Below are 13,529 nucleotides of genomic sequence, written 5' to 3'. Positions count from 1 at the left end.
TAAAGAAAAAGTTTCTTTTTTGGTTAAAAGAATTTTTTCCCCTTGCTCGTATTTTACAGGGATATCTGTGCCAGCAGGAATTAATCGGTCATTCCCCAAAGGAATCGGTTTAATCGGGTTAATTGGGGCGAATTGACGTGCGATCGCAGGAGTCAAGGAGAGGGAGACCACAACGAAAGAAGCACTTAAAAGCATTGTGAATAGGGTCAGAGGATGATGACGACCCTGCTTTTGAAAATTTAGCATCTTACCCTTGAGTTTCCTAGTGGGAGCGAATTAAAGATAAAGACGAAAGCGGAAAAAAGTTTGTTTCCAAGCAAGAAAATGCGGGAAAAAGGAGAATTTTAGCAAAAAATAACTGATATTTCCGACTAACTGCCAGTTATTAGTTTATTTGGTCTATTGAAACGCCAAAACTCTTGATTTGTCCGCAGTTCCTAGTTTGGCACGGTTAATGGAGAACAAGAACTATTTCTGAGAAAATTATAGGTTCAATCCTATCAAAAAAAAATCACCCGATCGAATTAAAATCTCTGAAAAAATGTAACAATTGTGACAAAAAACTGAAGAAACCTCTGATCGGGTTGCCACCGATCCCAAACTTAGGACAAGGGGTCATCTAAACCTGGCCCCAGAGAAACGGCACACCTTCGCTTTCGGTTGAATTAACTCAGCACAATGAGGACAAGGAACCCTATCCCTGTCCTGTGATCGAACAGAAACAGTTCTCTCGCTATTCCAAGTCACGATCAACCCAAAAAGAGCCACTAGCACTCCAACTGCTGGATTAAAGGCCATCATTACAAACCCAAAAATCAGCATACTCAAACCAATAAATTTATCCATAAGCTCAGGGGAAGCGCATCTTAACAATCCTTGACAAAATGAACTTTGTGTGGGTTGCTTGCCCAGAGGACGATTCAGGCATATTTGAGGAGAATTTGTCATCTCAATTGTTAAGCAAAAATCGACCAAATGTTAAGATTTCGTAACTATTCTGATTGACTGATATCAGCTGAAATGCCCACGCGGATCACAAAATTGGCCAATTGTCAATAGCTTTTGAGATGCTCTCACCCTGTGGTCGCAATTCATCTCCCGTTAATTTCTGGTATATTTTTAATTAAGGAGAAATTTAACGGGAGTCCTCTTGCTCCATTTAGATAGGGGAGAGCGCGGGAAGTTTCCAAATATCATCCTTTTTGTCCTGTACTTAGGAGTAGATTATGTTTACTAAACTTAATAATTTGTGGAATCAGTTTTTCAGGAGATCAAGAAGGATTAATGATAAACCATTAAATAAAGTAAGTTTATTGGTAATAATAATTGTTGATATTTTCATCTTAGTTAATGTTTTTACAGGATTAGATGATATTAGTAGGTGGCATTTAAGCCCCCAACAAGTATATACTTGTTACAGCGAATGGCCAAGTTACAAGACAAATAATAGTCCAGATAGAGATTATGATTTAATTACAACTTTTTTAGTTGATTATAAAAATAATAATTATCAAGATGAAGAAATAGGACATTTAGGTAAAGTTTCTCCAATTTGTTTGCAATATGCTGATATTAAAAATAAGTTAAATAATCAAGAAAATAAAACTTTATTAAGTAAAATACAAACAAAACAAGATAATATCAATATACTAGAAAATAATAATAGAATTATTAGAAGTCAATATGATTCTACCCTATTAGAGAAAATTGCTGGACAGTCTGCCAACAATTCGATAAACCGGGTAAAAGCGGAAGAGGCAAAACAGAAACTAGAGGAAAATAATAAAAAAATATCAAAAATCAAAGAAGAAATTGTTAAGCTAAAAAATGAACTACTACAAAAACCATCGAGTCAAAATTTACTTGCTTTCATGAGAAATGAAAGTAAATTTAATGATGTGGAAGCTGGTTATAAAAATGCTACTTTTTGGTATCCTAGCATTCAATTAGGTTTTCAAGTTTTATTTTTAGCACCATTAATAATTGTTGCGTTATTAGTGAATCAGTATGCCCAAAGTCGCGGCTATGGTTTAATAGGGTTAATTAGTTGGCATTTATTAGTTATTTTCTTCATTCCTTTAATTTTCAAAGCTTTTGAATTTTTGCAAATTGGTATTATTACACAATTCATTTTTGATATTATCGGTGCTATCTTTGGAGGTTTAGTATTTGTAGTTCAATATGTTTATATTCTGTTAATCCCTTTGTTCGGTTTTGCTATTATTAAATTTTTGCAAAAGTTTGTTTTTAATACCAAGTCTCAAGCAGCAAAACGAGTACAAAAATCACAATGTATTAACTGCGCTAAAACGATTAAAAATCAAGATGCTCATTGTCCCCATTGCGGTTATTATCAATATGTAGAATGTCATCATTGCCATGAGTTAACTTATAAAAATTTACCTTATTGTTATCATTGTGGTACTGCACAAACTTATGATAGTTAATAGTCCCCAAGCTACCGAAACGAGCAAAGAGAGAACCGCCACTTTATCAACTAATCAATTATGGATTTACTCGAATACCAAGCCAAGGAAATATTTGCTCAAGTCGGCATCCCCATTTTACCTTCCCAACCAATCCACGAACCGGGGGGACTAAAAAGATTAAACATTCCCTACCCCATCGTGCTGAAGTCCCAGGTACGAGCGGGAGGACGGGGAAAAGCAGGAGGGGTGAAATTTGTCGCTAATACCATTGATGCGATCGCTGCTGCCCATGCTATCTTTCATTTACCGATCGCCGGAGAATATCCAGAGGTAATTCTAGCAGAAGCCAGGTATAATCCGCAACAAGAGATATTTTTAGCCATTTTACTCGATTATCATCTGCAAAGACCGGTTTTACTGGGTGCGAGTCAAGGGGGGATGGATGTGGACAGTTTACTGGCAACCATGCAAAAAGTGGTCATTGAAGAGAGATTTTCCCCCTATCTCTGTCGGCAATTAGCCGTATCTATGGGTTTAAGAGGGTCTTTGATCGAGTCTATCAGTCAAATTCTCGAAAAAATGTATAGTCTCTTTGTCAGCAAAGATCTCGATATTATCGAGATTAATCCCCTGGGTATCAACGAAACTGGGGAAGTGATGGCCCTAGATGGCAAAATAACTGTTAATGATGCCGCTTTAGCTAGACATCTCGATCTTCTGGCCTTGACCCCACCCCAATTACAATCCCCTTGGTCGATAATTGATCAAACCGGCCAAATAGCCGTGATCAGTAATGGCCAAGGTTTGATGTCCACTGTCTGGGATGCCTTAGCCAGCAAGGGGGCAAAACTAGCAGCCTGGCTTATACTGGAGGAAAGACTAGAATTAGAGCAATTAAACGAGCAAATAGAGGCTGGTCTGCAACAATTCCAACTATTGCCCGATTTAAAAGTGATTATCGTTGATATTATCAGTTATCCCGACTTTGGACAAAAAGCGATCGAGACTATTAGTAATTACTACCGCAGTTATAGCCCATTATCACCCAGCCGGGGCAGCGGCGAACGAACGATCCGGGCCACCCGACAGGAAAGACAAACCTTGCAACCTCGATCTTTTCTCAATCCCACCCTACCACAAATAATTTTTCGCGTCCTAGCTGACAACCAAGCGATCGATCTCAGTCAGAGTTTAGCTGATGTTAACTTTCATTGGTTAGAGTCTTTAGAAGAGGTGGTCACTGCAGCCATTAAATTAGCCTAGAATCAGTTATCAGTGATCAGTGATCAGTTATCAGATGTGAGTTTTCAGTTCACAAGGGACGAATCTAAAACCTTTGACTCTTGCCTTCAGAAGCTGATTACTGTTTACTGATTACTGTTTGATTACTGATTACTGTTTACTGGACGGCTACGCCGTGCCTTTGGCAACACTGAAACAACTCCCAACACTTAATATATGAAATGGACAGATAAAGATCAGATAATTATGCAAGGGATCGCTCGACCCCTTGGCAAATATTATGCGGCAAGATTGAAAACCGAGGGAACCTGTTTAGTAGCGGGGGTGGCTAGTGGCTGCAGTGGTGAGATAATCGCAGAGATACCAGTGTTTGATCTAGTGGCCGAGGCCGTTGCTGAAGCAGGGGAAATCAAAACCAGTTTAATTTTAGTCCCCCCCAATCAAGTCCTAGATGCGGCCTTAGAAGCGATCGCAGCAGCCATCCCCCAATTAATTATCGTCACCCCCGGAGTTCCTCCCTTGGATCTGGTGGAATTATTAAAGATAGCTAGTACCACCGGGACATTAATTCTCGGCCCCGGCAGCCAGGGTGTGATTATTCCCAATTATCTTTGGTTGGGTATTTGTGAACCCAGTTTTTATCAATCGGGGACAATCGGTCTGATCACCCGCGGCGATCGCATAGGAGATGAAGTGGCGAAAACTTTAACAGCAGCCGGGTATGGTGAATCTATGGCGGTAAATTTGGGGACTGACGGCATTATTGGCTCAAATTTGTCCCAATGGTTGCAGGTTTTCGAGGAAGATGAAAATACCGAGGCGATTCTCCTCGTCAGTCAGGTGGGAGGAAAGGCCGAAATCGAGGCAGCCAAATATATTGCCTCGGCGATCGAAAAACCGGTGATTGCCTATCTTGTGGGATTAAATGCAGCGATTGAAACCAATTTCGGCGATACAGAAACAATTATTTCTAACCAACTTTCCTACTCTGTTGCCGCTAAGAATACCAGAAAAGATAGCTTACGTCATTTTCAAGAAGCTGGGGTGACAGTGGTGGAAAAATTAGCCGATTTACCCGCCTCTTTAGCTAAAGTCTTGTCCTGAATTTGACCCCATTGCTCCAATAATAAGCTGTTGACTACCTAAATTACTCGTTAAGACTGCACTGGAGTTGGGGGTACTGGAACTATCGAGGATATGGTTATATATTTTTCAGCTTACTAGCCGCCCTCTTTTCCTTCCCCCCTTATCCCGAACTGACGTTAATCATTAGTCAGTAATCAGTGCCAAGAAAGAAGAGCAAAGGACAGGTCTAACTCTGCCCTTTATTATCGGAAAAAGTCCCTTCTTTTCGTCTTTTTTTGATAACTTATTTTCTGTTTGTGGCCAGGAATAGATTTGTGGTTTTAGGACTGACAGCCTTAGTTAACTAAAACGCAGAGATTAGACACTAAGCCCAGAAATTTCGGCTTATACCAGTGGAGAGTAACTTTTAAACCATTAATTCGGGCAGCTTGTTCGATAATACGGGCAAATTCATCTTCCGCAAGCAAGCGCAGATTTTTTTCCCTAGCCCAAAACTTCATCCCAATTAAGTTTAAGACAGAGCGATGCCAACTTCTCGGCAGCCAGTGCAAGAGGGGCAAGCGCGTATGAAATTCTAGCCAGTGGTAGCGATTAGGAGTGGTAATAAATAAGCGGGGACATAAGCGCAGCAGGCTGCTGACGTATTCAATCTGCGATTGTTCATTGCCGACGTGTTCGATAACCGCCGATGAGATGATATAGTCAATTCCTTCTACTTGGGAAGGTGTGGGAGGCCAATCAAGGACAACTAATCCGGGAAAAACTGCCGCTAAATGGCTAATTTCTTCGGGAGAGCAGGCACAAACCCTAGCATCGTCTTCCAACAACCAGCGAATCAAGCAATTACTCGCTTGTCTGGTGGTTTCCGGTGTAGAACCATGGTCTAAAAATTTTTTTCCCCTCACACCATCCACGGCATTCTGTAAAAAATCATACATTTTGCGGCGCATTTGCAGGGTGGTCTTGCCGTGAAGTTTCGCCAGGGGGCGGTTTTTGCCAAAATAATCGATGCCTAATTTTTCTACCATGAATCTATTCCTTAATTTTTTCTGAAAGACTTGACAACTGTTCAATATACACTTATATACTAACTAGGGACAAAAAGTTCGTGCGGTTGAGGAAAAAATTTTCTTAACCTTGCTCGCCTATAGCCATTGACTAAATATGGTTATGGTTAACCCCGACGAGGCTATCTCTGAAAAAACCAATCATAATCAGAGGTTCAACCAATAACAATCCACCTGGAAATAATGGAAAGCAGTGCAAAATTGGAGAGTCAATTATCGTCAAGTTCAGCAAGAAAGGAGAACAATGCCGCTTTTTCTATTGTCATTCCCGTCTATAATGAGGAAAAGGGTATTACTCCGACTTTAGAACTTCTCCAAGAACAACTAAAACTCTCTAATTGTACCTATGAGATTGTGGTGGTTAATGATGGTTCTAAGGATCGAACGGGTGAAATCCTGCGAGAACTTCAGGAATTGATGACATTTAGGGTAATCGAACATCCCAGAAATCGTGGCTATGGTGCGGCACTGAAAACGGGAATTAGACAGGCTAAATATGGGGCAATCGTGATTACGGATGGGGATGGAACCTATCCTAACGAAAGAATTCCCCAATTAGTTGCCCTGCTAGAAAATGCTGATATGGTGGTAGGAGCGCGTACTGGTGCGAATGTCAGTTATCCAACAATTCGCAAAATTCCTAAGTGGTTTCTTGTCCGTTTTGCCGAATGGATTAGCAATAGTCGCATTCCAGATCTTAATAGTGGCTTACGGGTTTTTCGTAAGAGCGTGGTCGAGAGATTTTTTAATATCTTACCCGATACTTTTAGTTTTACCACTACGATTACCCTCGCCATGTTGACTAATGGTTATTTAGTCCATTATGAACCGATTGACTATTTTGCTCGCCAGGGCAACAGTAAAATTAAACCTATACGCGATACTTTGCGCTTTGTCCAGTTAATTCTCCGGGTGGGAATGTATTTTGCACCGCTTCGGGTTTTTCTTCCCATTGCTGGCTTGTTTTTTCTGGCATTTTTATTTACTTTTATTCAAGATATTTTTGTTCGCGAAAATCTTACCGAAAGGAGTCTCTTGCTCTTGATAGCAGCAACACAAACGGGAATGTTTGCTCTTTTAGCAGACATGATTGATAAACGAACTTGATCATAAATATCAGTATAATTAGCATTTTTTGCGACAATGAGGTATAAAATGAACTATTGGTTAAGTACAAAAACTATGATAAGTAAAGGTACAGTAGAAATTAAGCGTCAAGTCGTGTCGAAAATTTTCCCAATTATTTTGACTTTAATTTGTTTAATTAAACTATTCTTAATCAGAACCAGTGAAATAGTGGCCGCTCCCAGTGATCCCCAGAATTATCTAAGTCGTGCGGAAAGAGCGGTTTGGTTTTCCGATGGAATTGGTATCTTAAATTTAGGCCATCCCCCAGGTTATTCCTTATTTGTTTGGCTAGTTAGTTTTACGGGGATACCCCTGCGAATATTCCACGAACTATTTTACATTTTTTCAGTGTTTTTATTGATTTATTCTATTCGCTTACTAAAAGTACCGAAAATTGTCTGTGTTTTAGTTTTTTCTTTGCTAATTTTCTATCCTCTGACTTTCAGATTTTTTAATGATGCGAGAAGCGAAGCAATAACGGTTTCATTGTTTAATATATTGATTGCGTTGATCTTATTTTTGTTGTTTAAGAAAAAAATATCAGAAAAAATCATTTATTCCTGTTTAGCTGGATTAACCCTCGGATTTATCGGCATTACTCGACCAGAAAAAGGAATTGAATACATCTATATGTTAAGTTTAATTCCAATTATGTTTTTAACCAAGCCTCAGTGGAAATTAAGAGAAAAAATCCAACAGTCTTGTTTTTTAGTATTTTTGCCCCTGTTAGTCTTCATTATGGTAAATTTTGCCATAGTCTCACTTAACTCAATTCTCTTGGGTGTGCCGGGGGTAAGTTTGTGGAATGCACCTAGTTTTAAGGGTATGTACACAGGATTAATGAAAATAGATGCTGGTACTCCAGTCAGACAGGTTCCTATTAATCCAGCACAGTTAGAAGCAGCTTATCAAGTTAGTCCCACCTTCAAAACCCTAGAACCTTTCCTTCCTAAAGAAGAAATTCGCGGTAAATTTACAGTCTGGCTGTTAGCAGATGCTGTGCGTGATAGTATCAACCCTGTTAACACTAGGTCGGTAACTACTCGGCAAGTTTATCAAAAATTTACCGAAATTAATCAAGAGTTAAAAACTGCTTTTCGTAATCGTCTTTTACCAACAAAAGCTTTTGGCTTTAGCTATATAGATCCTAATTTTGGGATTTGGTTGCCTCACCTTAAAGACTCTTCCGTAAAAGTTCTCACTAAATTTATCTATCCTCCCTTTTCAGAAGTAGAAAAAATTTTTGTTGTGGACAACCCGAAGGCAAGTATTACCCTCTTTGATAAGGTAGCTAATCGTCGTGCAGCTTGGACGGGAAAGGAGCGGCCAAGTAGAATAAGATTACTGTTAGTTAAAGTGATAACTAGAGCTATTTATATTATCAATACCATCGGTATAATTTCTATAGTATTCTTACTGATATACTATTTTTATAGTAAACCTAAATCGCCCTTATTATCTAATTATGTATTTATTCTCTTGTTTATTATTGTGATTAATTTCCTTCGCTTGCTTTTATATTCTTTAGTGGATGCAAGTTTACTGTTGGTGCATATGCGCTATTCTTTCCCCGGTATGCCTTTATTTTCTGCCTTTTCCCTACTAAACATTTTTGTTGTTCTTAATTTATTCTGGAAGAAGTTTAAGAAACCTAAATTAATTTTTGTAAAGTAGTTTAATTTGTCAAATAAATGGAGATGAACCATGAAAAGTAAGGTAATAAAAATAATTACAAATGCTTCTCTAATCTATTGGTTTTACGCAGTTTCTGTATTTCTATACTTTCAATTTCAAGATCGTTTCAACTTATATATATCTGATGATTCACCTAGTTACGTCAATTTTAGTTTTAATTCCTCGATCGATATAGTTTGGCTCTTCGGTTTGTGTTATGTAATGGACGGGGGTTATAAGTGATGTAACCCTTATATAGAAAGGCATTTGGCGATTTTTGTCAACTATTTTTGATCTAGAGCAAACTAATCAATTAAGTCTCTTGCCAGATAAGGATTTAGTCGATTTATGCCCCCCTATCGAACCATACCAAGTAACGAAGAACCAAAATTATCGGCATTACTTACTTAGAGAAACCAGCTTTTCTGGAATCACCAATTTCTGTTTTAGCAATTATTAGTTCATCTCTGTTGATTATTTATGGTCTATTGTTGTGGCGGGGATTTAATTTTTCTGATTTCTTAATAATTATTTTGGGGTATAATTTTTTAGTAATAATCGCTGCTATAGTTATTTTTGTGTTGATTAGAATTATCGGTATTTTCAAATCTAGTTCAAGTGATCTTAAGTTTTTCTTGCCCATACCTACCGAGCTATCTGCTATAACCATGACAGGAATACTTTTCTTTTTAGGAGGGACTTTTTTAACTATTTTAGTAGCACGACCTAACGCTAGATATATCCAAGCTTATTCAGTTTTTTTGCCTAGTATTTTATCGCTTACTGCTCTAATTTTAGTGATCTTTGCTACTCAGAAAATCTTTAATATTTTCGCAAAAAATGCTTGAATTACAGCGTCTTTCAGATGGATGAGGTACAATGGCGACAGTGTGCGAACCAATTACGAAGGTCTTTTTCCGAGACTTGCTTAAAACCCTCTTCTCAGGCTTCCTCTAGCTCTCGATAAGTTCTCGGTTGTAATTTTCTTAAGATAGACTTGATTTTTGACCAAAAATTTTCCATCGGGGCAAAGTCGGGAGAGTAAGGAGGTAGACGTTGCTGAATCAAGGTATGAATGCCAACTGTGCATCGTATCCAAAAGTTAGTGGCTCTCTTGTCTTTCGTGTGATCAGCAAAATTTATGGTTTTAAAAACGGTCTCTGGATAAGGCTTTCAGGGCTTACTTACCCAAGAAGCTATCAAGAATACCCACATTTTCCCACAAAGTACAAGAGAGCCAAGTTTTTAGTTTGGGTCATAGGTTTTAAAAATACCACAAAAAAAGATTCATATCTCAAATCAGCAACGCTACTTTTTCTAATTAACTTGAATAAACCGCCTTTGAACCATACTTCCTTTTTGAGAATCTGAGGGATTTTTACGGAAATCCCATTCCCATAATTGGACTTCAAGCTGTTTGATTTTATCGTTGGTATTATGTTTATTGTTATAGATAATACCAGCAGTTGTCAACAATTCTTCACAAACTTGAATATCTTTTGGGTTCTCTGACAAGCACCGACGTAGAGTTCTACGGTAACGAGTATCATACAAGGCAGGAATAATTTTTTCGAGATAGGAGCGAGCAATTACACCAGAATCATAGTGAGCTAAGACTTTATGGTAACGAACAATACCTGAGGTATTGCCCTTAGAAAACATCTGCATGGCTGTAAACGGATAAAATTCTAGTTGTGCTGCCCAACAACTTATTAAACCCACAGTGACGATAGAAATTAATAGGGGATAACCAAAACCTTGCCAAAAAGCGTGCAGTTCTCGATTCGCTATCTTCTTAGCAGAAGATGGTGGGTTAGACAAGCTCAATTGATACAGTTTTTCCCCTAAAAATGATAACCCTGGCAAGAATATAAAGGGAGTCAATATCCAGCATAAAGGCAGAGCTAGAACAATAAACTTACATCCAGAAAATCCTCGATAACAGTGGTCTTGACTGATAATATTGATCCTATCTGTCAGAACAATTTCTTCCAAGTTTAGTCTATGCTGGTCATTATATTTATCTAAATCTAGCTGGCTAAAATCCTGAAACTGAAGTTGCTCAAAAATGTCTAGAAACTTGAGAACACGAACATTTCGACAACAGGTAGGAGCTAAACCATCATAGATTATGGTTATAGGTTTTTGATGGGATGCGTACCAATTAGCGATCGCTGGGCGGAGTTGATCGAAGTCCACGAAAATTAATTGCAAGAGAATCAGATCGAGAAATAAAATGTCTTGGAAAAACAAAATGCCGATGTGCATCATCGCCATGAGGGGAGGAATAATCCAGCGCGCTCTTCGTGAAAAAAGTACCGCTCCATAGGCTAATTCACTACCGACTCCAAATAAACCTAACAAGGCAAAAACAATATCAGGGGCATGATTCCAGTGTACTGCTAAAGAAAAGTCAAACTGCATTGGAGCCAAGGCGGTGCTATACAGTTGAAATCTCATATTATCTGCTCCCCACCACATCAAACCACCATTACGAAGCTTGCTAAGTCCAGCCATAACATACGGGATAGCAATAACAACCCAACAGGCATAACGAGACCAGCCATAGACAGGTGCGGTACGATGAAGAACTGGTACCGCTTGACCTCGATACTCTTTCCAGAGACGGTCAATTGATAAACCATCGCCGCAAGGAGTAAAAGAGAGAATAGCCAACAGATAAATAGGAATTAATCCCGTGTGAAAAAAGTGACTGTATTGACGTAGAATACCTCCGACAAGCAAACAACAGAAAAATGCCAACGGAATTATAATTTTTGTTCGCCAACCTATAATCGCTAAAAATAAAACTAATCCCGTTAACCAATCCAAAATTTGTAGGCTGTTATAACTTCTGACAAAATTATCAAAACCAGGTAATTGCTCAAATAAACCGATGACACCGAGGGGATAGCGCATACCCTCTGGAAGCCAAGCACTGCTCGGCATATCTTCAATGCCAATTATTAATATTAATGACACTCCACAGGTAATAATTCTAATTATGCCCAGTGACTCTGGTGTGGCTTCTCCCACAAAACGGCGAAAAAATTTAGGGCTGGTGACTAGCCAAGTAATTAATCCAGAGCCAAGAAAAATCAGTATACTAGACCGAATGGGAAAGTCGGGGGATGTTAATTCCAGTAATGTAGTCCACAAGCCCCCTATTACAATAGTAGCTACTATACACACCCAAAAGCGCATTTTATTATATCTCTCCATAGGATCACCATTTTAGTCTTCGTTACAATCAACCAACTCCAGTCAAAATATAACCTATATCGTCGATTTTTTCTCAAGCAATGGACATCTACATAATATAATCCAACTGGCTCTCCTCGACTTTGTGTGATAATCAGTGCTTATCATTCGTAGGAGTCTTTTTCGGCAAGGCTTTGCAGACTATATTCCCAGAAAATTATCCCTATTCTTCGGCTCTTCTCGACTTTGTGTGATAATTTTTGCTTATGGAATCGTGAAATGCTTATCGGGCAAGACTTTTAGGGCTATTTTGCGGATATTCTATCAGTATAGACCTCGTTTCCACACAGAAACCAGAAGAGCCATTCTTCTTGCTTACGGAAACGAGAAGAGCCAATCAACTTGCTGAAGTTGCGATAAAATACTAAAATCATTGCAAAGTTGGCGCTTTTGTGACCCTAGGATACTGACTGGCCAAAATATGGGGATTAATCACGATCCTGTCTTGAAAGCTCCACACAATCTGAGTTCGGGATAGGGAAAGGGAGAGATGATATGCTGAAAAACAGAACACCATCCAGCTGTCTCGCCCTATGCTTAGGATAGACGCTTTATTCTGTCCTGTCGATGACTTCTGCCCTATATTTGAACCTAAATTAACCTCAGTTCTATTCAGTCTTATAATATATCTTTGTTAGGTTGTTGCAACAGATAAAGACACTTTTTAGACCAATTCTCCAAAGTCTGACTACAAAAGTCTGCTCTCCCAAGCATCCCCAACTGTCTAAATTAAAAGCGGCAGAATCTAGAATAGAAGGAATTTTAACTAAAATATTGGCTCAGGACTAAAAACACCCGTGTCTGCGGTTTAAATCTGGGTCTTAGCATTGATAATCCGACAATATTCTGCCAAAATAAGCACCTAGAAGGATGTTTCACCCCATCCAGGGGATTTTCGATGACAATTCCTGAGAGCTACTATATCATGGTAGATCACCTGTGATTCCTCAGACTGGCCAAGATAAAGATGGCAACAGGCAAAAATTAGGAAAAATCAGCGACAATCGAAACGGCAAGATCAAAAAAATTTCTATTCTAGAATGACCTTATCAGCAGACTAACTATCCCACCCTTCTAGACAACGACCCTAAGGATAACTTCTATGGCGCAACAAAATAACCTAAAAACCGACAATATACACCAAATCGATCCCTATTGTGGTCCCCGATGGCTCGTAGAGGAACGGGACGCTTGCGGAGTCGGTTTTATTGCCGATGTGCGCGGTTCTGGCAGCCATCAACTGATTGAACAGGCCCTTTTAGCCTTAGCTTGTTTGGAACACCGAGGAGGCTGCAGCGCCGATCAGGATTCCGGTGACGGTTCCGGTATGATGACCGCTATCCCCAGAGATGTCCTCGCTCCTTGGTTCGTCGAAAATGGCTTAAATATGCCAGAATCTGAGCGACTAGGGGTGGGTATGGTCTTTCTTCCCCAAGCGGACAAAGAACGAGCCGACGCTAAAGCACATATTGAGGAAATTGTCAATAAATATAATATTAAGATTTTAGGTTGGCGTGCTGTTCCCGTCCGTCCCGAAGTCCTCGGAAGACAAGCAAGGGAAAATCAACCCTACGTCGAGCAAATTCTGGTTACTTCCCCCGATTTAGCCGGTTCTCAATTTGATCGCCTACTCTATATTGCC

9 protein-coding genes and 3 pseudogenes are annotated in these 13,529 nt (G+C 39.2%); 8 read left to right on the top strand and 4 right to left on the bottom strand.

Annotation, left to right across the window (positions count from 1 at the left end; genetic code table 11):
* Positions 1–246 (bottom strand): annotated as a pseudogene (locus tag IQ242_RS05275) (hypothetical protein); the annotation flags it as partial.
* 980 nt (positions 247–1,226) lie between these two features.
* Here IQ242_RS05275 and IQ242_RS05270 point away from each other — a divergent pair.
* The 3 genes from IQ242_RS05270 (at position 1,227) to IQ242_RS05260 (ending at position 4,775) form a co-directional block, all read left to right on the top strand.
* Positions 1,227–2,447, top strand: a complete 1,221-nt coding sequence (locus IQ242_RS05270; RefSeq protein WP_193959264.1) for a hypothetical protein — start codon at positions 1,227–1,229, stop codon at positions 2,445–2,447.
* A 60-nt stretch (positions 2,448–2,507) separates the two neighbouring features.
* Positions 2,508–3,692, top strand: a complete 1,185-nt coding sequence (locus IQ242_RS05265) for an ATP-grasp domain-containing protein (RefSeq protein ID WP_193959263.1) — start codon at positions 2,508–2,510, stop codon at positions 3,690–3,692.
* Positions 3,693–3,887: 195 nt separating this feature from the next.
* Positions 3,888–4,775, top strand: coding sequence for a CoA-binding protein (locus IQ242_RS05260; protein ID WP_193959262.1), 888 nt, complete (start codon positions 3,888–3,890; stop codon positions 4,773–4,775).
* A gap of 317 nt (positions 4,776–5,092) precedes the next feature.
* Here the strand turns inward: IQ242_RS05260 and IQ242_RS05255 are convergent, their stop codons facing one another.
* Entirely contained in the window at positions 5,093–5,785 is a 693-nt protein-coding gene (locus IQ242_RS05255) for a hypothetical protein (protein ID WP_193959261.1), read from the bottom strand.
* A gap of 222 nt (positions 5,786–6,007) precedes the next feature.
* Here IQ242_RS05255 and IQ242_RS05250 point away from each other — a divergent pair, with 222 nt between their 5' ends.
* From IQ242_RS05250 to IQ242_RS05240, 4 genes are all read left to right on the top strand, one after another.
* Entirely contained in the window at positions 6,008–6,931 is a 924-nt protein-coding gene (locus IQ242_RS05250; RefSeq protein WP_151696600.1) for a glycosyltransferase family 2 protein, read from the top strand.
* A 369-nt stretch (positions 6,932–7,300) separates the two neighbouring features.
* The gene (locus tag IQ242_RS05245) at positions 7,301–8,626 is read left to right on the top strand and encodes a hypothetical protein (protein ID WP_370582960.1); all 1,326 of its coding nucleotides are present in this window, start codon (positions 7,301–7,303) and stop codon (positions 8,624–8,626) included.
* A 265-nt stretch (positions 8,627–8,891) separates the two neighbouring features.
* On the top strand, positions 8,892–9,086 hold the full coding sequence (locus IQ242_RS25840; protein WP_370582961.1) for a hypothetical protein: 195 nt from the start codon (positions 8,892–8,894) through the stop codon (positions 9,084–9,086).
* Between the two features lie 10 nt (positions 9,087–9,096).
* A complete protein-coding gene (locus IQ242_RS05240) occupies positions 9,097–9,474 on the top strand; it encodes a hypothetical protein (RefSeq protein ID WP_193959259.1) in 378 nt (125 codons plus the stop codon).
* 13 nt (positions 9,475–9,487) lie between these two features.
* On the opposite strand, the pseudogene IQ242_RS25835 reads toward IQ242_RS05240, so the two are convergent.
* A pseudogene (locus IQ242_RS25835) lies at positions 9,488–9,679 on the bottom strand (IS630 family transposase); the annotation flags it as partial.
* Positions 9,680–9,943: 264 nt separating this feature from the next.
* Positions 9,944–11,785, bottom strand: a complete 1,842-nt coding sequence (locus tag IQ242_RS05230; protein ID WP_193959257.1) for a DCC1-like thiol-disulfide oxidoreductase family protein — start codon at positions 11,783–11,785, stop codon at positions 9,944–9,946.
* Positions 11,786–12,989: 1,204 nt separating this feature from the next.
* On the opposite strand from IQ242_RS05230, the pseudogene IQ242_RS05225 reads away from it, so the two are divergent.
* Positions 12,990–13,529 (top strand): annotated as a pseudogene (locus tag IQ242_RS05225) (glutamate synthase subunit alpha); the annotation flags it as partial.

The organism is Microcystis sp. LEGE 08355 (assembly GCF_015207185.1).
In the GTDB taxonomy this organism is placed as follows: domain Bacteria; phylum Cyanobacteriota; class Cyanobacteriia; order Cyanobacteriales; family Microcystaceae; genus Microcystis; species Microcystis panniformis.
Note: the sequence above shows the minus strand (reverse complement) of the source record. Positions and strands in the feature narration are given on the sequence as shown.

Bases quoted from the DNA above. Each gene is read 5' to 3' on its own strand.
- IQ242_RS05270 (WP_193959264.1), top strand. From the start codon at position 1,227: ATGTTTACTAAACTTAATAATTTGTGGAATCAGTTTTTCAGGAGATCA.
- IQ242_RS05265 (WP_193959263.1), top strand. From the start codon at position 2,508: ATGGATTTACTCGAATACCAAGCCAAGGAAATATTTGCTCAAGTCGGC.
- IQ242_RS05260 (WP_193959262.1), top strand. From the start codon at position 3,888: ATGAAATGGACAGATAAAGATCAGATAATTATGCAAGGGATCGCTCGA.
- IQ242_RS05255 (WP_193959261.1), bottom strand. From the start codon at position 5,785: ATGGTAGAAAAATTAGGCATCGATTATTTTGGCAAAAACCGCCCCCTG.
- IQ242_RS05250 (WP_151696600.1), top strand. From the start codon at position 6,008: ATGGAAAGCAGTGCAAAATTGGAGAGTCAATTATCGTCAAGTTCAGCA.